Genomic DNA, 21,670 nt, shown 5'->3' with positions numbered 1-21,670 from the left:
CGCCAGCCCTTTTCTCCTTACAGAAGACTACACAACCACTTTCGTTTCCCGGGCTCTTTAAAACAGTATTCAGCAAACTTCCTGAGTATCTCCGGACGATTTGAAAAGTTTGCTTTTACTGCACGTTTGAGCACTTTTTCGTAAAAGGATAGCTCATTGGCACTGTCCATCCCGTCGACATCGATCCAATACAATAACCAATCATCCTTTACGGCAACCCTATTCTTTTTCAACGCTACTGCCATTTCCCGGAATGATTCTTCCAAAGAGTAATTCAGCATCGGGCGCAGCAATCCTACTCTGTCCCAATCCAACTGCAGGTTTAATGTATTGTTCAGTAGCGGACTTAAAGGGTCTTGCTCATCTACATAATCAATATGAAAAGGAACCGGAGCTTGGGGGTATTGGAGGTCAAATGACAACTTATTCCCCATAATCTCATCTGCATCACTTTCCTTCGCCGCGAAAGACAGCCAATCTTCCTGGGGCAGAAAGGAGGCGCTTGTATCCTTCATCAGCATGATTGCCTGCGCTTTTTGCTGCCTGAAATATCGAGCTGCGCCTCCCGCTATTTATAACACAACGATGTATCAAAACCTAACCGACCCAACAGACTTTTTCTCGATAGAAAACAATGCGCCCATATCATTCCCATATACTTGCCATATCGTTGCCATCTATCCGCCAACCGTATCATTGAATCGCACGTTCACCAGGATCGCGATTACTTATTCATGATTAAAACTTTACAAGATGGAAAAAATAAAAAGGTCGGCCCCGGGCTCAACAGCGGGCAATCCTTACAGGTACTTCAGGAGGTCATGAGGACTTTGCAACAAAAAAGTTGAACTATTCAGGCGCAACGAGGAGGTCGCTTCCGGACTTCCAGCCACCAGCAAGGGCAGTTCGCGTGAAAGTCCCATTGTTTTCCGCAGGAGCGACACGTCGTCGCTGGCAGGACGCGTTATGAAGAATAATAGCACATGTGTTATCGCGGTCTTCGCCAAAATAGCACTCACCTGCTCGTAAGGAACATTTTGACCCAGGTAAACCGTCTCTATTTCGTGCGAACGGATCAGGAAATTGGCAAACAACAGCCCGATCTCATGCCACTCACCCGGCGGCAGTAACAGGATGAACTTTTTACGACGCTTCCTTTTGATCGTCAAAGCATCGGTGGCTGCCATCAGCTTCCGCCTTACTACAGACGAAGCAAAATGTTCCTGCACCGGCATGGCATCCTCGGTCGACCACATGATCCCGATCTTCTGCAACAGTGGATAGATGACCTGCAACATGGCCTCAAACAAGCCAAATCGCTTAACTGCTGCTGCATAGGTCTTTTCAAATGCCGCCTCATCGAAGGCCAGCATCGACAATACCAGTTCGTTGATAAATGGCTCTGCCACGGCCCCTTCAGGCGTAGCATCGCCCTGCAGGCCCAACACCATAGCATGCAGATCATCCTCGTCCAGCGCCGCGATCCTGGATATCTTATAACCGTTCGATAAAAGGGTGGCTACATGCAGCAACTTGCGCACCTGCCGGTCATCGTACCGGCGGATGTTCGTGTCGGTACGGTCGGGGCTGATCAGGTTATACCGCCGCTCCCAAACCCTGATCGTAGGCGCTTTGATGCCCGATAATTGCTCAAGTTCTGATATGTGATAGAATTTCATACCGTCGGCAAATATAACGACTGTTGGAATGCCGCTTCTAATTACTCCCGACCGATCCGGGTCACCTCCTACCCCTTCAGGCACAACAACATTCGGCAAATGGTGTGGCCGCAGCCCCAATCACCCCACAAAGGAAGTAAAAATAGATCATTATTTTGTTCAACTTTTTCTTAAATTTGTTGAACAAAATAAATCACCCATTCCGGTGCCCAAAGTACCAGGCTGTTTCTTTTGGGGGAATCTGTAGAGCATAATCGCCAAACGCAAAGAACGATCGATCGAGCAACAGGAAGCAGGAAGCCGGGCGCAATAACAATTCAACAGTTCACTCCGGTTTTCCGGGACTTGACTCCCCCGACTCCTGATCCGGCAAAGTTTAGGCTGTTAATGAATGGTCACACCATTTAGATCACGCTTAAAAAATTCCTTTATGAAGTTTAACCAACCACTACGTAATTACATGCTTGTAGCCGCCGCTATGGTCGCTCTGGCAACAACGGCCTGTAAAAAGGACGACGATCAACCAGTACTGAAGAACATTACGGAAACAGTCGTCAACGATCCGCAACTAACGCTCCTGGAGGCCGCGGTAGTGAAAGCCGGACTGGCCAACACCCTGGCCACCACCGCCAACCTCACCGTCTTTGCCCCCAACGATGCCGCCTTCAAAAAACTGGACATCAACGGCGACGGTACGCCGGACCTCGATACGGAAGCGAAGATCAAGGCACTTGATGCAGAGGGCGTTGCTTTGCTCACCGCCGTTTTGCAGTACCACGTATTGACATCGACAGTCAAAGCAGCCGATGTACCGGCCGGTCCCAATGCAGCCATCACTACGCTGGGGGGTAAACAGGCTTTCGCTACCCGCAACAGCAGCGGCGTATACATTAATGGCGTCAAGGTGGTAAAAGCCGATGTAGCGGCTACCAATGGGGTTATACACGTGATAGATCGCGTATTGCTGCCGCCGGCCGGCAATATCGTGCAAACGGCTGCCGCAGCACCCAACTTCACCTACCTCGTCGCTGCAGTACAACGCGCCGGTTCCGACATTATCAATGCACTAACTGGTCCGGGCCCGCTTACGGTATTTGCGCCCACCAACCAGGCTTTCATCAATGCCGGCTTTCCAACGATCGCCTCCATCCAGGTCGCCGATCCCAATGCCTTAAAACCGATCCTGCTCTACCATGTGGTGGCAGCACGGGTCTTTTCATCCGACCTCACCGAAGGCGCACAACCCACCACGGCCGGCGGCGGTAAGCTAACCATCACCCTGTCGGGAGGCGCCAAAGTGAAGGGTACGGGTAATATGGAAGCTTCAAATATTATAACAACCGATATAGTAACGACCAATGGCGTGGTGCATGTTATCGACCGGGTTTTGCTTCCCTAACACACCTGCCCTATTTACAAGATGTTTACACACCGCTACAGATACCTGTTTATCGCATTACTCGCCCTGTATGCGTTTATCAATACCGAACTGTGTGAGGTATACTACTACTTTAATATCCGGGTAGCCTGGTACCATGCCTTGCTGACCATTTTGTTGATCACCTGGATGAGCTGGGAGTCTAATCGGTTGTTGGAAATACCGGTGCAGCGATGGCATCCCCCCGGCAAACGCCGGGGGTGGTACCTGGCTACCTTTTTCCTTACCGGCATGGCGGCCTCTTGCGCAGGCGCCATAGCCGTCGTTTACACTATAGGCCTGTGGATCTATGGATACACTTGGACAGTCCTCGAAATGCCCATTAAACTAAACCTCATCTATGCTGGTCTCATCACCTTGTTCTTCCATTTACTGAACACGATCCTGTATTTTTTTGGCGAGTACAAGAACAAACTGACGGAAGCAGAAGAATTGAAGCGGATCAATGCCCAGGCGCAGCTGCAGGCGATCAAAAGCCAAGTCAATCCGCACTTCCTGTTCAACAACCTCAATGTGCTGTCGGGCATGGTCATCAAAGACAACCCACGCGCCAATCGCTTTATCGAAGAATTCTCCAAGGTGTACCGGTACATTCTCAATACACAGGATATTGAACTGGTGGAACTGGAAAAAGAACTGGCATTCATCAAACCTTATGTATACCTCCTGCAACAGCGGTATCCCGAAGGGCTGCAGGTTCATATTGGTATACCCGCTCAGTACAATGCCCGCTACATTATACCGGTGGCCTTGCAAATGCTGATAGAAAATGCCATTAAACACAACGTCATTTCGCGCACCAGCCCGCTGCACATTGAAGTGCTGACAGTAGGCGCCGAAGCCCTGGTGGTACGCAACAACCGTCAACCGCGCCGTTCGGTAGAACAATCGAACAGGATCGGCCTCAACAATATCGCGCAGCGCTATGAAATGATCTGCGGCCGGCAGATCTCCATCCATAAAACGCGCGATGTATTTGAGGTGACCCTGCCTTTATTGCAACTAAACTGATCATATGAGACTACTCATTGTAGAAGATGAAATACTCGCAGCAAAACGCCTGCAGCTGATGATCGGTCAGTACGACCCGGCGATCACAGATATACATTTTACGGAAAGCGTAGAGGAAACGATCGTGTGGTTACAGCAGCATGCCGCACCCCATCTCATATTGTCCGATATCCAGCTGTCGGACGGACATAGCTTCGAAATATTCAAGCGCATCGATTACCGTGGCCCCGTCGTTTTCACCACCGCCTACGACCAGTATGCCATGGAAGCCTTCCGGCTGTTCAGCATCGATTATATCCTGAAGCCGGTAACGGCCGAAGCCTTGTCGGCCGCCCTCAACAAGTACAAGCAGATCATCGCGCCGCAAATAGATTACCAACAGGTATTGCCACGGGTACAACAGGCGGCCGACGATCAATACAAAACGCGCTTTCTTGCACGCATTGGTCAGCGATTGCAATTCGTGAACACGGAAAATATATCCTTCTTCCAGGCCGATAACAAGATCGTTTACCTCACCGACGATCAGGGCGTGAGGTACCTGATCGATTACACACTCGAAAAGCTGGAACAGCAGTTGAATCCCAGGCTGTTTTTCCGGCTCAACCGGCGCTACATCGTTCGATACACTGCCATCGAGTATATAAAGCCCTACATGAACAGCCGGCTTAAGCTTTCCCTCAGGGGCGCACAATCCCAGGAAGATTTTATCATCAGCAGGGAGCGGGTGGCAGAGTTCAGGGCATGGGCTGAATCCTAGACGGCGCCAATGACAATCGGACCAGGAATCATTCCTAGCACATTCTACAACAGCAACAGGATCACCATGAAGATCGGAATAATCGGAGCAGGTATATCGGGACTTTCTGCCGCGGCCTACGCGGCAAAAGCAGGCCATGAGGTACACGTGTTTGAACAGCATGCAACACCCGGAGGCCGCGCCCGCCAATTCGTAACCAACAATGGCTATACATTCGACATGGGCCCCAGCTGGTACTGGATGCCCGATGTCATTGACCAATTCTTCCACGACTTTGGTTGCAGCAGAAAATCATTTTACGACCTTGTCCCCCTCGACCCACAGTTCAAAATGATCTTTAAAGACGGTACCCTCGATATGCCGCGGCATTACGATGAAATGAAGCGCCTGTTCGAGACGTTGGAGCCGGGCGCGGGCAAAAGGCTGGATGCTTTTATGGACGCTGCCGGGTACAAATACAAAGTGGCGATGAACTCCTTTATCAACAAACCCTGCCATTCCTGGTGGGAATTTGTATCCCCGCAAATAGGCGCCAGCGTGCTGAAACTTGATCTGCTTACCAACTTTCGCAAATATGTGAAAAGGTATTTTTCGCACCCCCGGCTCATTGCGCTTATGGAGTTTCCGGTGATCTTTTTAGGCGCTTCTCCCGAAAAAATACCGGCCTTGTACAGCTTGATGAACTACGGTGGTTATGCGCTAGGAACCTGGTATCCGATGGGCGGCTTTTATGAATTGATACGCGCCATGGAGCAAATAGGCAGGCGTCAGGGAGCCAGGTTTCATTTTCACCATAAGGTGGAGGAGATCAGGACGAAAGGGAACAAAATAGATTCGCTCACTGTCAATGGAGAGGAACACCGTTTTGATGCAGTGATAGCGTCGTCCGACTACCACCATACGGAGACCCTCTTGCCACCCGACCAGCGCAATTACTCCGCAATCTATTGGGAAAGCAAAACCTTTGCACCGTCGGCACTGATCTATTACCTGGGATGCACCGAAGTATTACCGAACCTGCAGCACCACAACCTCTTCTTTGAAAACGACCTCGACGTACACCTCGACGAGATCTACCAAAACAAAAAATGGCCCACACAACCACTGTTCTATGTCTGTTGCCCATCGAAAACAGATCACAGTGTGGCGCCAAAGGATCACGAGAATTTGTTTTTGCTGATGCCGCTGGCTACAGACCTCGAAGACAAAGAAGAAAAAAGGGAGCAGTATTTACATCAAATGGTAGGTCGCCTTGAAAAGCTCACAGGAACCAACGACCTGTTGCAAAAGCTCGATTACAAACTGAGTTATTGCCTGCAGGATTTCAGGCGCGACTACCATGCTTATGGCGGCAACGCCTATGGACTGGCCAATACCTGGTCGCAAACAGCGGTGCGAAAACCCGCCATCAGGAACAGGAAACTATCGAACCTTTATTATACCGGACAACTCACCGTGCCCGGGCCAGGCGTACCACCCTCCATCATTTCCGGAAAAATAGCAGCCACTGAAATTAATCACCTTAAAACTGTTTAAATTGAAATTGCTTTTCGACGAGTTATCGCGACAGGTAAGTAAGATAACCACCCAACAATACAGCACCAGCTTTTCGTTGGGCATCCTCGCTTTGAATCCGTCTATCAGGCCGGCCATCTATGCGATATACGGATATGTAAGGCTGGCCGACGAGATCGTAGACAGCTTCCATGATTACAACAAACCCGTACTGCTGGAGCGGTTCACAGAACAAACCTGGCAGGCCCTTGATGAAGGCATATCGCTTAACCCGATCCTGCAGTCGTTCCAGGAAACCGTGCAACAATTTCAGATCGACCGGTCACTCATCGTACAGTTCCTCGAAAGCATGAAGATGGACCTGCAGCCCATCGATTACAATACCGAACGCTACAACCGGTATATTCTCGGATCGGCCGAAGTAGTGGGACTGATGTGCCTGAAGGTTTTTGCAGAGGGGAATGCAGCGGTTTATGAAACCCTGAGACCCTATGCCATGAAGCTGGGCGCTGCCTTTCAAAAAGTCAATTTTCTCCGGGATCTCAAAGACGATTATCAAACGCTCGGTCGCACCTATTTCCCCGAACTGAAAATGGACCTGTTCGACAACAGTATCAAAGCGGCCATCGAAAGGGACATAGAAGCTGACTTTAAAGAAGCCCTTACAGGAATAAAAAAACTGCCTTCCTGTTCACGGTTTGGCGTATACCTGGCTTACAGGTATTACCTGTCGCTCTTCAACAAGATCAGGCAAACGCCCGCGCAGAAGATATTACAGCGCCGCATCAGGATACCCAATGTGCAAAAGTTATCATTGATGATGAGCAGCTATATTCAATACAAGATCGCCGCCTTTTAACATCGGGCGCCATCATTACAACGAAGCGAACCATCAAATAGAATATCATGAATGTTTTAATAACAGTAGCAACATTTGTACTCATGGAAGGAGCAACCTGGCTCATCCATAAGTACATTATGCATGGCCTTCTGTGGTCGCTGCACAAAGACCACCACGACCATAGTCATACCAGTGATCTCGAGCGCAACGACCTGTTCTTCGCCATTTTCGCCATACCCACCGTCGTACTGATGTATTTGGGTTCTGCGAGAGGATTCAATTATTTGTTCTTCATCGGGCTTGGCATTTTGTGCTACGGCCTGGCATACTTTTTTGTACACGATCTATTTATTCACCAACGCCTGAAAATACTGCGCAATACCAGTAACCCCTACCTGCTGGCGATCCGGCGGGCGCACAAGCAGCACCACAGGCATACCGGAAAGGAAAAGGGTGAATGCTTTGGCTTTCTTTGGGTACCCGTTAAATATTTCCGGTTATATTTTGGTAAAAAGAACACCTGACAGGCAGGGGATCGCTACCTAATATTAATAAATGATATGGAATGATGTTAAAGACAGGAAGCCTTTTGCTCAGCATTTGCGTTTCTTTTTTACTTACGACAGATAGCAGGCTGGTGCAAATACGATCGCTGTATGAAAAGGCGCCCGGCGGAAAACCGTATTGCGAGGAATTGATATCGCTGCTGAAGCCCTACGACGAAACTACGCCACTGTATTTTGGATACAAGGGTTGTGCCTATATGATCATGGCAAAACATATCGGCAGTCCGTTCTCTAAATTGTCCTCCTTCAGAAAAGGAAAAAAGATGCTTGAAAAGGCCATCGGGGCCGATGACCAAAACATAGAACTGCGTTTTCTACGGTTTACTATTCAAACGAATACACCTTCTCTCCTTGGATACGGCGGACAGATCAAGACCGACAGGTTATTCCTGGAACAACACCTTCATCAAACCGATAGCAGTCTGCGGAACAGGATCAGCCGCTACCTGAGCAGGGAGGATTGAAGCTCGCCTTCCCTCAACACCAGCAAGCTGACCGCCGTGCGTTGCTGTAAATAATCGACCACCATTTCCTCCTGGCGCCTGCACCACGGCAACAGCTTTTCAATAAATGGCTTGGCCATGAGCCGTTGCGGTGTGGTTAACAGGATCGTAGTGCCTTGCCCCAGGAAACGCTGCAATACCAGGAATAAGCGGTCAAACTGATCAGGATCGTAATTGATATCACTCAGTAGCAGCACATCCGGGTGGAGGTCATCAGGGAGATGATTCCAATCCAGCAAGCGGGCAGTAACATTCGACAGCTGTAAATGCTGTGCCGATCTTTCCATCGCAACTACTGTCTCCTCCAGGTAATCACTGCAACATACAGCCTTCGCCCTGCGTGCAGCAACAAAAGAAGGCAAGCCAAGTCCCGCAGCCAACTCCAACACCTGCTTCTCAGCCACCCACTCAGGATGCTGGTGAATAAAGTCGGCCAGGGCCAGTGCCGCCGGCCATAATTTCGTCCAATGCGGAAAAGGCACGCCCGCCTGTAGCTGCGTTTGCCGCAGATAGTCGTTCTGTACCTCCTGTGCATTGGGCACATACAGGTCGATGGTATAACCCGGCCGTTCGAGTCGTTGTAATTCCAGTGATACTGCCATGAAGACAATTAAACCTGTAAAGTAAAGGCATTTTGTTCTTTCCCATGTGCTTATCCCATTCCCAATTCACACAAGGCAATGCACAACTCATACTCCGCACCGTTTCCCGCCTTCCCGCAGGCATTTAGATTTGCCGGCAAAATAAAGCCATGAATAAAACAATATTGCTGATAGCGGTAGTGCTATCTTCCCTATTCGCCCATTGCCAGAAAGACAAGAACAGTGCAGACGGTTACGGTGACGGTCCGCGTACCAATGTATCTGCCGCCCTGCAGGGAAACTGGATGTACGGCAACTTCTCGATGACCGAGTACTGGACACAAAACCCCGGCGACTACCTGGGCAATGCGGTTCAGTTTGCCATTGCATTTAAGTTCAATGCCAATGGCACCTACGAACAGTATTTTACGTCCAGCGCAGTTTCGGGCACCGTCGTTACTTACCAGCAATCCGTTAGCAAAGGAACTATAGAGATCAATGAAACGAACCATACCATCATCACGCATGCCAATGCAGCGCATTACAAGCGCACCCAAAATGGCCGCACCGTAGAAGAAAGGGATATGCAGAAAAGTGAAATGACGCTAAAAACCCAGTACACCTACACCACCGGCAACGAAGCCGATGGCACCAAAGCGATCTACCTCAAGCTGAATGGCAATGGGGAGCCCTTGCCATTCTTACAAAAGTTTTAAGCAAAAGCGGCCTTCTTATAGAACCCGCACAGCAATACACCGGCCGGCAGCATACCTACCGGTGTATTGCTGTAATCCTATTGCCGTGAAATAATGTTTGTTGAAAGAATGTGTACGCAGGGCAACCTCCAGCTTTTCGCTATTCATCTATTACATCCTTATCTTCAGTAGCTGAACGCAGTTTATTGACCTCCTCATTCATCCGCTTCACCTCTTTGTTGATGATCTGCTGATAGTAAGTGATCTTTTCCGTATCATTCAATACTTTGGCGTCGCCCAAGGCCTGTGCAGCCACCGATACGGTACTGAGGGGTGTTTCCAATTGCTGGATCATTCGCTCGATATCGGCTGTGCGGTTGTTATACAACTGTTGTCTCCGGCTTACCCAGATATAGGTACCATAAAAAATGCCCCCGATCATCAGCGTGAGGAGGATAGAGCCCAGCATGATCCAGGTCGTGTCATTCAATGCCATCTTTCGCCACGAGGGCACCACCAATATCAACAGATCTTCCGTTGCGTGCGCAGGAGCAGGTTGCCCGATCACATATTGCAGTGTTAAATTGTTGGGGTTGGCGGCCAGTTTGTTGTTGAAGCCCGGTGAAGCGACGGGATACCGGCTAGACTGAAGGGAGAACTCGAATGGCACATGACCCAGGCCCCGTTGCGAGAAGGATTGCCGGAGCAGTTTGTCCAGAATGGTACGCTCCACCGCCGGCGCAGGCTCATTCAGCGTGATCTTATCTACCACATGCTCTATACTTTTTACCAGCTGAAACCTCACCGACTCCAGTTTCTCTTTTCGCACCAGGTTCACCCAGCTGTACTGGATAAAAAGGATCCCTGCCAGAATACATCCAACAAAAGCAAATTTGAATCGTGTAGAATTATTGGCCATGAGCAAGCTGTTTAGCGACCAACGCTCAATCTACCATTTAGGTATCACAAACCACCCCAAAGCTGCTTTCGCCATGGTGTTTTAACGAAGTTTTACAGATCGGGACCACGATAATACCCTCAACGCTAAGTAAAACCCTTAACAAAATGTACCCCAATCCACTTTACTTGCTGCATTAGGTATCCAAATTCTTGTTTTCGCCTCACCGCAGGTGCATCTTTACATCCGCAACGCTTTACTATCCAAATCCGAAAGACCAGTACAACAAACGATCCGTACCCTGTTTTTCAATCGTACCCCCAACCTCATTGCAGACCCGTACCCGTAGGAATCTATTACCCTCTGGCGAGCAGCCGGAGGGTTTTTATATGTATAACTGTAGAAAGAAATGGATAAACGTTCGTAGAACAAAACCCCTAAACCCAATCATTTCAACCTGTTAATGCTGATGGCACAATAATGGGGCACACAATTGAGCATACAAATAAAACCCATTATGGCAAACATACTATTCGATCGCAGGCACCTCCGCGAATACCTGCTGTGGGGTGCACTGGCCGGACTTGCTTACTCGATCCCAGTACTTGTTTATTTATCGTTGGCGAATTATTATTATTCAGCCATTGTGTTCATAGGCTGCATCCTGTTCATGCTGGTCATATTGCTGTACACCATACGGCTCACCAAACGCCGGCCCGAATACAAGAGCACCTGGATGATGATCATTGCAGGAAATATGGTCGTTCTCACAGGCATCATTATATCGGTATTACTATCTTTTATGCTCTGCCTGTTCTTTATTCCAGAATTCCTGAGCGGCCATAGCCCGGACTCCTTCATGAAAGGATCGCCCGACGCCATGAACATTAACAACGCCGGCACCCTCATGATCATCGCCATCACGGCGACCCTGGTGAACTTTGGGGTTGGTGGCGTTATATCGATCCTGGTGGCCTATGCCGTAAAACTGAATCAAACGAAAGACAGAACACCGGGCATCCTCAACGAACCGGCAAAACAATAGATTCCTTCAACACAAAGGGTTTCCATGCAGGAGGTGTGTCTGCCAGGCACACCTCTTTTTTTGCAGCCTACCAGGCTATCCGGCCGGCGAAATGGTTCGTTCGTCCTATTTTTCGTGCTGCCCGGTAAAAGAAGGATAACTTACTGGTGCTATTTAGGGCGCCGCATAAGGGCTTTTTACCGGTACCGTGTCTTAGGGATATGATACTGACATGGCAACCGCAAAACACCGCCTCCGGCGTTTGTAATACCATCAAAGCCTATACGCCAGTGGAAGCCCACTACCAACAATGCTTTCACGCATACTTCGAGAAACTTTTCGGATACGCCTGGTCCATCGTGAACGATGAGGCAGAAGCAAAAGACATTGTACAAACAGCCTTCCTGAAGTTGTGGGAAAAACGCAGTGATATCAACGTTCACGGAGCCACCAGGGCCTACCTGTACACGACCGTTTACCACCTTTCGCTGAATACTGTGCGCAACCGTAAAGCGCGCGACCAGCACCAGGCAGGCATCGCCGCGCGCTATGTTAGTCCGCCAGTGCAAACAGCCGAGGATAAAGAGCTTCGCGAACGCATTCACCAGGCCATCGATACATTGCCCCCGAGGTGCCGGGAAGTGTTTTGCAAAAGCAGGCTGGAAGGAAAAAAATATGCCGCCATCGCAGAAGAGTTGACTATTTCCATCAAAACAGTAGAGGTACAGATGGGAAAAGCCCTAAGGCTATTGCGCGAACAACTGGCCGACCTGGTCATTCTCTATATCGTTTCTCTTTTTACAGGAGCTATCTAACACACCCATCATGAACAGCAACGACCACATCATGTTTACCGAACTCATTACTAAATACCTCTGCGGAGATGCCACCCCAGCGGAAGCCCTGGCACTCGACGACTGGCTCGCCGATCCCGAAAATGCCCGGCAATTCAGGCAGATACGGCAGCTCTGGGATCAATTGCCCGGCAATGCCGCACCACCGGTGCCGGACGCACAACAGGCCTGGGAGGCTTTAAATGCCCAACTCCCACCGGCCGGGAAACCTGCCCGCCTACTAACCCTGCGCTATCGCTGGCTTGCTGCCGCCGCCATCTTATTACTCCTGTTGCCGCTATGGTGGTTTCTGAAACCGTCACCTGTGCAACCACCAGCCAATAGCATAGCCTATACGGCAACCACCGGCGCCGGGGAAATCAAACCTGTTACCATACCCGATGGCACCGCCATCACATTACACCATAACAGCACGATCACTTATTCAACCGGTTTCAACCAGTTGGACCGTGCCGTGCAGCTTCGTGGGGAAGCGTACTTCGATGTAACGCACAACACGCAGCTTCCCTTTACGATCAGTATAGCCGACCTTACGATCCAGGTGGTGGGCACATCATTCAATGTCAGGGATATTACGCCGTCCGGAAATATTGAAGTGCAGGTGCTGTCGGGTATGGTTAAAATGTTTACCAGCACACAAGCCATCATGGTGCCCAAAGACCATACTGGTATCTATGATGTACAGAAGAGATCGCTTTACCTCGCCGGTACGATCGATGTGAACAGCGTTAGCTACGCCACGAAGTCATTCCAATTCAACGACCTCACGGTGCAGGAAGCCTGTCAGTACCTGGAGAAAGCCTTCAATATACAGTTCCAGTTCGATCAACCATCGCTCGCCGGATGCCGGCTATCGGCCCGATTCGACAACAGAACACTTCCTTATATTTTGAACATCCTCAACGCAACACTCAATACGAACAGTCGCCGCCAGGGGAACCTGATCACCCTCAGCGGTAAAGGCTGTGAGTAATTTAAACAAGTAAGCCATGAACTACCTGAACACAACCTGCCTCATTGCCCTCGTTTTTTGCCTGTCGGCAGCCACACGCGCCCAGGTAAGCACCAGTACCTACGGAAAGCCCATCACGGTTCAATCGGGTGCTGTCCGGATAGACACGCTGCTCAACCATTTTGCCCGGCAAACCGGTGTTGAATTCTCCTTCAGTACTGCCAAAGTAAGGCCTTCGCAAACCATCACCGTGCCCCAGCGCCAACAGTCCCTGTCGCAGTGGTTGAAGACCTTGCAGCAAAGCCTGGGCATACAACACAAAGTAGTAGGCAATCACATCATCCTGTATGAAGCCAATAACACCAGCGCCCACACGCAACAACCACCCGCCGCACCAGCCGCCAACAGTAAAGGCCGCAACAAGGTAGCACCACCCACGATCCGCATTCACATCGACAGTACGCAGCACCGGGCCGATACGGCTGCCAGGCAACCAGCAACAAAAACTGCTGGCAGACAATCAGGCAACGAATCAGCTGCAAAGCAAACAGCAACGGGAACAGTCTCCAATCAACAAGCGCCACAAACCGCCGGCAGGCAATCAACCAATGAGTCTGCGGCAAAGCGAACAGCAGCTGGAACAACTTCTACTCCAACAACCTCCGGAGTAGCTGCCACCCAGGCAACCACTACTGCGGGCAAAGCGATCAGTGGTAAGTCGGCAGCCCAGGAGGCAAGGATCATCGAATCATTATCCCTCGTCACCCAAACTGGTATTAAGCCGGTGGTGAAAACCAGCCCAACCTCACCCGCAGGCAACGCCCGTTCAACCAAAACCAGCGCGACCCGTACAGCTCAACCACCAGCTTCCGCCCATAGCAATCGCCGCAATGAAACGATCGATGATGATGAAGATGCCGCACCCGACGACGAAGCCATCCAATTGTTGTTGGGGTATAGTAAGCATGGCGGCGGCGACTATGACGGCATTGTCTTTGCTGGCTCCTACGCCAAATATCTATCACAGCAGTTCTCACTCACCGTCGACCTCCGCGGCACTATGAATTGGAGACAAGACCAGATCATCGAAAAAGACCAGTTGACAGGACAGGTAACAGATCGTTCGATACGTTTACTGACTGCCGGCGTACAGCTGGGCATCCTGGGCGGCTTCAGCCCGGTGCACAGTGCCCACCATGAAGTGATGATCAACCTGGGTCCCTTCGGCAGGTTTCAGTCTTGCGCCAGCGGCTCGGATGGTTATTCCACTTACCCGCCGCGCGTCTCCAATTTACCGTTCACTGTGGTCGAGTTCTGGAACACTACGCCTCAACATACGATCACCCTGGGTGCCCTCCTCCAGGTCCAATACCGCTGGACCCTGGGCCCGCGGATCACGCTCGGCATAGCCGGTGGTTTTCAAACCGATACCGAAGGCGATGTCATCCAAGAGGCCGCTATTACCATCGGAAAGCGATTTTAATGCGGAAGGGGTGTCACAATCAACGATTGTTGTGATTATTTTATAGCAACGGAGGCACGATATTGTACAATCCACCCTATATTTAGTGCTGGAAAAAGCAATCTGTAATCAAAAAATTGTACTCACCGTACCCGCACAACAATATCGTACTTATGATAGGTAAGAAAACAATCGTGGCAGGCACGCTCGTAGCAGCTATAACAGCATTGGCCTGGACGCCCGTACAGGATAAGAAACTGGCAGAATCCAAAGCACGCGGTAAAGCCCTCTATGAAGAGCTGTGCATCACCTGCCACCTCGCCGATGGTAAAGGCATGCCCGGCGCCATACCGCCCCTCACCAAGTCGAGCTATATGAAAAACATCACCAAAGTGATTCAGGCGGTAAAGTTCGGACTCAGTGACCCCATCGAAGTAAATGGTGTTAAATACAGCACCCCGATGCCTTCGCCCAATATCAGCGATGAAGAAGTTGCCGATGTGGTTACCTATATCACCAATAGCTGGGGCAATAAAGGGAAACTCATCACCGCGAAAGAAGTGGAGAAAGTAAAGCAGTAAAGTGTATCCATCGAAAATCAGGCTGCGATGGCAGCTTTTCCTGATACCTTATAACAAAACAGGCAAGCCTTCGAAGGCTTGCCTGTTTTGTTGTAAATCTGTTCGGTATTAAATCACTTCTATTACAACCGTAGCATCATTGGCCAGGATCGCCAGCGGCACCGCCTCCAATCCCGGCACAAAATTGAACAGGCGCCCATTGGTGGTGGGCAACACCTTAAACGAGCGATTGGTCGTCAGCTTTACTTTTACCGTGCCTTTATCGATGAGGATGGTTTGATCGTTCACTATTGTAACGGCTTCGCCAGTTGGCGATACCACCGGAAAAACGACCCGCGGCGTAACAGCGCCCGTGGCGCCCTCATAACTAAACCGGCAACTCACTGTATTGGCTGCAAAAGAATAGCTCGTGCGGCAACGAACTTCACCGCCCGCAGGCGACTGTTGTGCTTTATTGACCAGTTTAGAAACAGCCTGCACCTCGATGACATCCTGCGAAGTTTTAGTTTCGATTGCAGCAGTAAGGTCATTGCAGTTCATATATAGCTCTTCCCCCGGTCGCCATTCGATCCGCGGCGTAAGCGGCATCGACAAAGGATCGTTGTCGGGCTGCATATTGCCTGCTTCATAGCGTTGATACTCGTTCATACTCGACGCCAGCAGGGGGCCTGTTTTTTCATGCCACAGCAGGGTTAATGCCCCACCGGTAGCATGGCCACCATTTGTCTTTTTGTATTCCTTATCGTACCCCGTCACCGTAGCACGGAACGGTCCCTGGCTGATGAGCCAGGTTTGTATATCATGAAAAGCCCGCACTCCATAGGGTTGTTCTCTGGGCAGAAATGGCGATTCTTTTCTGGGTTGGGGCTTTACCGTTTCGTGATCCAGGATCGTAGTTAGCGCCTTGATATGGCAAAAGGTATGATGCACACTCACCGGCACTTTGTGCGATACATAGTGCGGACCTCCATACAAGAGTCCATCATGCGTACATTGCTGCAGCAATTGAGCATTCTTTAAAGCTACCGTGTGGAAGCGCGCATCGCGGTTGGCCATCAAAGCATAAGCCGGCTGACATCCATCGGAGGTCCGGCTTCCCCAATAGGTCCACTTGAAATTGCGCGTACCCCAGCTATTGTCCCAGCCGCCATCGGGCAGCATGAATTCCATGTGCGACTTGAGCGCTTTGGTAACGATCCCCAGCACTTCTTCATCTTTGGTCAACAAGCCGTATTGCACCAAAGAAGGCAGCGACTCTTCAACATTATAGCCAAGGTCTACCGCATAACAGCCTTTGGCACTCGCCTGGTACAGGTCGCCTTCACCATACAACAGTCCGTCTTTCTTAGTGAAAAACTTAATGGCCTGGTGCGCGAAAGCCCGGCCTTTTTCTTTATAGGCAGGAATATCGAGCAACGTGCCCAGTAAACTCAATCCATATGAAGCAGCAATGGGGTAATTGATATTGCCATAGTCGAGCGAGAAATTATTGTACACATAATCTCCTGCTTTCTTGAGCCTCGCCCTCAGTTCCTGCTTGAAAGGTTCATCGAGCAATGCCCCATGATATTGCAATGCATCGCACAAGGCTATGATGGAGAAAATAGTGGTTCCCTTCCACGCGCCCTTGACGGGTTCGTTCAACCACGAGCCATCGTCCTGGCTCACCCTTCGCTCCATCCAGCGGTACAACAACACTGCGCCATCCACAAAACGATGGTCATTGGTTTTCTTTGCCAGGTGCAGGAACGGATAAATGGTATCCCCCACCCTGCCGTGTACGATGTTATAACCCGGGCACAGGATGCCGCCATAATTATCGGTTTGTGAAGCATCCAGTACCTGCAAACTCAGCAAGCGCTTACCCCAGGTATTGACCAGCTGACTGCTCAGTTTCATCAGGTCCGGCGCCGGATCGGCCATATTACCCAGCCATTGTGTTATCCCGTCACCGGCACTCAATAATCCGATACTACCCAGTGATGTATTTCTTAAGAACTGCCTGCGCGATGTTGAATGATCCAATGAATAGGAATTTGGTTAAAGATAATAAACAACAACTGCCCTGCCATCGAAAGCAGCGCGGTTGATAAAGTATAACGTTATTAATTTCGTATCACCAGTTTCTTCGATTCGACCCATTGCTGATCGCCTGCAACGCGCACTGTGTATACACCCTGTTTCAGGGAATAGATGGTGAGCGTTTTCCTGATCGTGCCCTGGTACACGGTTCTTCCCGCTACATCGAAGATCACCACCTTGCCGGGTAAAGTGGTTTTGATGTTAACCGCCCCCGGCGATGGATTGGGATACACCTGCAACCGGAGCCTTGCCGTAGCAGCATCCGGCGACGCGATGGCTGTAACAATGTTGATATCGGCATTGGCCACGGTGCCTACCGATGCCCAGTTGAAAGCCTCCCAGCCACTGATGGCCGTGCGGTTGCAGGTCATGGCCGTAGTGCCATTCTCCGAACTCACATAGAGGTTATTACTGCCCCGCAGAGAAATGGTGCCATCGGCATTGGTGACCCAGGTAAAGCGCTCCCAGCCGCCCACCACGGTACGGCTACAGGTTATGGCCGCAGCACCATTCTCCGACGATACGTATTTACCCATACTGCGCAACACGACGGTGCCATTGCCGCCGTCGAGTACGGAGAACCGTTCCCAATCGCCTGCGGTAGCCCGGTTGCAACGCATGGCCTGTGTTCCATTCTCGCCCGATACAAATTGATTGTTGATACCGCGCAACGTTATGATCTGCCCGATGGGCGCACCCACCGGCGTATTGGAAGTAATGCTGATCCAGTTAAGGTTAAAACCACCTGCTACTGCAGCCAGACCTATCTCCTGCTGCCCTGCCGGCAATGTAACCGTATGTGAGATCGTTTGCCAGGTTTGCCAGCCACCCGTGGAAGGCACAGCAAGCGTGCCGAATACGGTGCCACCCCCAAAGCGCTCCAGACGTATATTACCGCCGCCACTCTGACTCGCGATCCGGTATTGAATTGTATAGCTGCCAGCGGTGGGCACATTGATGCGGTAACCCAGCCAATCGCCTGCATCGATATAACCTACATCCTGTCCGCCACCTGCGTCGGTACAAGCTTCTGTTTGAATACCACTCATGGCGCAGTACGCTTCGGCTTGTATCGTTGCCGGTACCGCATTGTAAGTACCTGTACAGGTGGTTGAACTTCCCCTGCGGGGATCAACGGCCGCCAGCGGTCCACTATTGACCACCGTATTGGCAAAGGGTATATTGTTGAGCACGCCACTCATGGCAGATACGCCATCCGTAAGGTAAGGCGGTCCAACGATCCTGCGCAAGGCTGCGTTGGGACTTGAACTGGTACGCTTGTAGGTCCAGTGGCACCAGCCGATACCGGCTGCATTGAGCTTGTCGACATTCTGCCTCAACCAGGCGTCTGAGTTTTCGCCGGTTTCGCCCACCCACACCGGTACGTTCCAGCGCGTGCGAAACTCCGTGAGGTTGATCATGCGGTTGATCTGGTTGGGATTGCCATCGCGCACATTGTCATCGGCCTCGGGTATCCAATAGCGGTGGGCATTGTACACCAGGTTGCTTTGGTTGGTGAACTTATTAGGCTCGAGCCAGTCATAGTTATTGCCCCAGCCATTGCCTTCGATCATGATGAGGTGGGTATCGCCCAGTCCGCGCACCATGTTCACCAGCCTGTTCGTGAGACTAAAGATCGCCTGTCCGCCACCAGGTACATTGTTGGGCTCATTGATGAGGTCCCAGAAGGCCACGGTATTGTTGTTGATGTGCCGGGTAACAATGGCCTGCCACAGGCGTACGGTAACGTCCTGGAATATGGTACGGTTCCAGAGATCATTGGCCACGAGGGCATCGGAGATATTGGCATCGGTGCCCTGCGCGCCGGGTGCTGCATGCAGGTCGACGATCACGTACATGCCACGGGCGGCACACCAGTTCAAACAGTTTTCAAGGGTACGGAATCCTTCGGTATTGACATCGGTAAACAGCTGGTTGTTGTTGTACCAGCTGGTGATGGAGTTTACATAGTTGGTATAATTAGATGAATTGCGGGCCACGGTATTCCGCACAGCGCGTTGTGCTGCGGTAAGGAATAGTTCATAGTGCATAGGGATACGCACACAATTAAAACCCTGGTCGGCGATCCAGTTGATATCGGCCTGAGTAATGAAGTTATCGCGCCAGCTCTGGTAAAAAGCCTCTACCTGTGCATCTGTTTGCCCCTGGTTGTATAAAGTACGTTTGAACGACCATTGGGTGCCCCCGCTGTTGGGGTTCATCATATACCCTTCCTGCAGCAGCCAGGCGCCCAGGCCTACGCCTTTCAGCATCACCTCCTGGTTACTGGCATTGACAATTCGTTGACCATCTGCCCGCAGCCGCGATAACTGGGCGCTGGCAGAGAGGTTTAGCATAAGCATCGTTAGCAGACTACAACATAATAGCCTCGCTACTTTTGGTAGACATACACTCATATGAATTGGTTTTTTGGTTAACAAACGGATTAAGCAGCCTGGTGCAATGGTGCACCCGCTGTGTTCTATTGGAGGATGTTGCTATTGGTTGCTATCAAATGAAGCGTCATTGAGCAGGGAAAAAAAGTGGAAGCATTCAACCTGGAAAGGTAAATGCGTTCCACCTTTAAGTGATTGCTTGCGAAACGCGAAGCGTTATCCATCAATAACGCTAACTGCCTGTATCAAAAAAGATAAGAACAGGGCGGGAGTTCAGGGATTATTTCGTTCCACCCCATTCTTTCAATTGCTCAATTTTAGTGTTCTCCAATTCCAGGATCGGAATGGGCAGGTACTCATGTTTACCGGCTTTGAAACCACGGGGGCCCAATACCGTAGGCGCATCGCCCCAACGCACCAGGTCGAGCCAACGATGGCCTTCGCCAGCAAGCTCCATCCTTCTTTCGAGCTTGAGGTTGTTGAGCGTGAGCGGTACACGGTGCAGCGCATCGCCATAAGCACGGTCACGCACAGCATCGAGCAGGGCCTGCGCTCTGGGCAGGTCGCTATTGGTCATCAGCAGCGCTTCTGCTTCGAGTAGGTACAGATCGGCCAGGCGCATATCGTACATGTTCTTGGGAAAGTTAAGCTCCATGTTACCGGCGCCTGTCCACTTGAAACTTTCGCGGCCAGCCGTCTTCTCCAGGAAGTAACCGGTATTCATGTATCCCTTCTGGTAAGTGATCTTATTATCGGTTTCCAACTGTTTCAGGTTGGCGATGGTGGCGTTGAGGCGTGGATCGTCTTTCATTACATTGAAGAGATCATCCGTAACCGGCAGGAAGCTCCAGCCAGATACATAGTCGGGCGCAGAAGCATCTTTCCGGTTGTAACCGCGCGGCCCGGTCATGATGTTGAGCACATTACCTTCTGTACAGGATACGCAACCCCATCCACCGGCAGAGGTATTTGTATAAGATATTTCAAATACAGATTCTGTATTGAACTCATTGGCCAGTGAGAATAGCCCTGCAAAGGTGGAGAACAGTTTATTACCATAAGCGCCGGTGCCACCGGGCGTTCCATTCACCACGGCAAACTCGGCAGCAGCTTCCTTGTATTTCTTTTGCCAGAGATACATTTTACCCAATAAAGATTGTGCAGCCGCCTTGGTAGCCCGACCGGCCTGGGTTGATAAGGTCAAGGAGGCGGGCAGTTCGGCAAATGCTTCTTTGAGGTCTTTTTCGATCTGGGCATACACCACATCGGAGGTTACCTGCAATACATCGTACATCTTCTCGGGCGCCACCGGCTCTGTGAGCAAGGGAATGGATTTGAAGAAACGAACAAGATCGAAATAGAAATAGGCACGCAGGAATTTTGCTTCTGCCGTAAACCGTTTCTTGTTGTTTTCATCCATCGGCACTTTGGGCAGCTTCGCCAGCAGGGTGTTGGCCCTGAAGATGCCGCTAAACCCTTTTGCCCACAGTTCGAGGTGCGGACCTACGGCGGGGCTCAGGGTATAGTTGGAGAATACCTGGTAATTGGTGATATCGTTGGGGCCGCCACCACCGGCAAAGTGATCGTCGGAGCCGGCATCCATGGTACCGATCTTGGTTACATAGCCACCACCCTGCCAGCCAACCACATCATACACGGCCACGAGACCATTATAGGCTTCCTGCTCGTTGCGGTAGTATTTGTCTTCCAGGAACTGGCCTCTTGGATCGGCCTCGAGGAATTCTTTGTTGCAGGAGGTTGTCAACAATCCTGCTGCGATGAGCACGCTATAAGCTATTTGAAGAGTTTTCATTGTTTGCTTGATTTTTAAA

Annotated in this window: 20 protein-coding genes; 13 read left to right on the top strand and 7 right to left on the bottom strand. The window is 50.6% G+C overall.

Annotated elements, in window-relative coordinates; translation table 11 throughout:
* Positions 1-17: 17 nt before the first annotated feature.
* Together P2H89_RS27055 and P2H89_RS27050 are read right to left on the bottom strand one after the other, a co-directional pair.
* Positions 18-515, bottom strand: coding sequence for a hypothetical protein (locus P2H89_RS27055; RefSeq protein WP_275832996.1), 498 nt, complete (start codon positions 513-515; stop codon positions 18-20).
* A gap of 285 nt (positions 516-800) precedes the next feature.
* The gene (locus P2H89_RS27050; RefSeq protein WP_275832995.1) at positions 801-1,679 is read right to left on the bottom strand and encodes a MerR family transcriptional regulator; all 879 of its coding nucleotides are present in this window, start codon (positions 1,677-1,679) and stop codon (positions 801-803) included.
* A 430-nt stretch (positions 1,680-2,109) separates the two neighbouring features.
* Here P2H89_RS27050 and P2H89_RS27045 point away from each other — a divergent pair, with 430 nt between their 5' ends.
* The 7 genes from P2H89_RS27045 to P2H89_RS27015 all read left to right on the top strand — a co-directional run bounded on the left by P2H89_RS27045 (position 2,110) and on the right by P2H89_RS27015 (position 8,274).
* The gene (locus tag P2H89_RS27045) at positions 2,110-3,078 is read left to right on the top strand and encodes a fasciclin domain-containing protein (protein WP_275832993.1); all 969 of its coding nucleotides are present in this window, start codon (positions 2,110-2,112) and stop codon (positions 3,076-3,078) included.
* A gap of 21 nt (positions 3,079-3,099) precedes the next feature.
* Positions 3,100-4,128 carry a histidine kinase gene (locus tag P2H89_RS27040; protein ID WP_275832991.1) on the top strand — a complete coding sequence of 343 codons (1,029 nt, stop codon included), beginning with the start codon at positions 3,100-3,102 and terminating at the stop codon, positions 4,126-4,128.
* 4 nt (positions 4,129-4,132) lie between these two features.
* Positions 4,133-4,888 (top strand): LytTR family DNA-binding domain-containing protein, encoded by a 756-nt coding sequence (locus P2H89_RS27035; RefSeq protein ID WP_275832989.1) that lies wholly within the window; start codon positions 4,133-4,135, stop codon positions 4,886-4,888.
* A 66-nt stretch (positions 4,889-4,954) separates the two neighbouring features.
* Positions 4,955-6,424, top strand: coding sequence for a phytoene desaturase family protein (gene crtI / locus P2H89_RS27030; RefSeq protein ID WP_275832987.1), 1,470 nt, complete (start codon positions 4,955-4,957; stop codon positions 6,422-6,424).
* 1 nt (position 6,425) lies between these two features.
* Positions 6,426-7,262 (top strand): phytoene/squalene synthase family protein, encoded by an 837-nt coding sequence (locus P2H89_RS27025; protein WP_275832984.1) that lies wholly within the window; start codon positions 6,426-6,428, stop codon positions 7,260-7,262.
* Between the two features lie 47 nt (positions 7,263-7,309).
* A complete protein-coding gene (locus P2H89_RS27020; RefSeq protein ID WP_275832982.1) occupies positions 7,310-7,768 on the top strand; it encodes a sterol desaturase family protein in 459 nt (152 codons plus the stop codon).
* A gap of 41 nt (positions 7,769-7,809) precedes the next feature.
* Positions 7,810-8,274, top strand: a complete 465-nt coding sequence (locus P2H89_RS27015; protein WP_275832980.1) for a hypothetical protein — start codon at positions 7,810-7,812, stop codon at positions 8,272-8,274.
* Here P2H89_RS27015 and P2H89_RS27010 read toward each other — a convergent pair.
* Positions 8,253-8,915 (bottom strand): methyltransferase, encoded by a 663-nt coding sequence (locus P2H89_RS27010; RefSeq protein ID WP_275832978.1) that lies wholly within the window; start codon positions 8,913-8,915, stop codon positions 8,253-8,255. The two genes, P2H89_RS27015 and P2H89_RS27010, sit on opposite strands and share 22 nt — an antisense overlap.
* Positions 8,916-9,064: 149 nt before the next feature.
* On the opposite strand from P2H89_RS27010, the gene P2H89_RS27005 reads away from it, so the two are divergent.
* Positions 9,065-9,610 (top strand): hypothetical protein, encoded by a 546-nt coding sequence (locus P2H89_RS27005; protein ID WP_275832976.1) that lies wholly within the window; start codon positions 9,065-9,067, stop codon positions 9,608-9,610.
* 139 nt (positions 9,611-9,749) lie between these two features.
* Here the strand turns inward: P2H89_RS27005 and P2H89_RS27000 are convergent, their stop codons facing one another.
* Positions 9,750-10,508 (bottom strand): hypothetical protein, encoded by a 759-nt coding sequence (locus P2H89_RS27000; protein ID WP_275832974.1) that lies wholly within the window; start codon positions 10,506-10,508, stop codon positions 9,750-9,752.
* A gap of 496 nt (positions 10,509-11,004) precedes the next feature.
* On the opposite strand from P2H89_RS27000, the gene P2H89_RS26995 reads away from it, so the two are divergent.
* The 5 genes from P2H89_RS26995 (at position 11,005) to P2H89_RS26975 (ending at position 15,360) form a co-directional block, all read left to right on the top strand.
* The gene (locus tag P2H89_RS26995) at positions 11,005-11,532 is read left to right on the top strand and encodes a hypothetical protein (protein ID WP_275832972.1); all 528 of its coding nucleotides are present in this window, start codon (positions 11,005-11,007) and stop codon (positions 11,530-11,532) included.
* A gap of 200 nt (positions 11,533-11,732) precedes the next feature.
* On the top strand, positions 11,733-12,326 hold the full coding sequence (locus P2H89_RS26990; protein WP_275832970.1) for an RNA polymerase sigma-70 factor: 594 nt from the start codon (positions 11,733-11,735) through the stop codon (positions 12,324-12,326).
* 10 nt (positions 12,327-12,336) lie between these two features.
* Positions 12,337-13,338: a FecR domain-containing protein gene (locus P2H89_RS26985; RefSeq protein WP_275832968.1), complete on the top strand. Its 1,002-nt coding sequence runs from the start codon at positions 12,337-12,339 to the stop codon at positions 13,336-13,338.
* A 16-nt stretch (positions 13,339-13,354) separates the two neighbouring features.
* Complete coding sequence (locus P2H89_RS26980) at positions 13,355-14,800, top strand: hypothetical protein (protein ID WP_275832966.1); 1,446 nt, start codon at positions 13,355-13,357, stop codon at positions 14,798-14,800.
* A 152-nt stretch (positions 14,801-14,952) separates the two neighbouring features.
* A complete protein-coding gene (locus P2H89_RS26975; RefSeq protein ID WP_275832964.1) occupies positions 14,953-15,360 on the top strand; it encodes a cytochrome c in 408 nt (135 codons plus the stop codon).
* 108 nt (positions 15,361-15,468) lie between these two features.
* On the opposite strand, the gene P2H89_RS26970 is transcribed toward P2H89_RS26975, so the two are convergent.
* From P2H89_RS26970 to P2H89_RS26960, 3 genes are all read right to left on the bottom strand, one after another.
* On the bottom strand, positions 15,469-17,385 hold the full coding sequence (locus P2H89_RS26970; RefSeq protein ID WP_275832962.1) for a hypothetical protein: 1,917 nt from the start codon (positions 17,383-17,385) through the stop codon (positions 15,469-15,471).
* Positions 17,386-17,465: 80 nt separating this feature from the next.
* Entirely contained in the window at positions 17,466-19,799 is a 2,334-nt protein-coding gene (locus P2H89_RS26965) for a carbohydrate-binding protein (protein ID WP_275832959.1), read from the bottom strand.
* Positions 19,800-20,118: 319 nt separating this feature from the next.
* Positions 20,119-21,651, bottom strand: coding sequence for a RagB/SusD family nutrient uptake outer membrane protein (locus P2H89_RS26960; protein ID WP_275832957.1), 1,533 nt, complete (start codon positions 21,649-21,651; stop codon positions 20,119-20,121).
* Positions 21,652-21,670: the final 19 nt, after the last annotated feature.

This window comes from Paraflavitalea sp. CAU 1676 (assembly GCF_029223285.1).
GTDB lineage: Bacteria > Bacteroidota > Bacteroidia > Chitinophagales > Chitinophagaceae > Paraflavitalea.
This window is presented reverse-complemented; position numbering and strand designations above follow the sequence as displayed.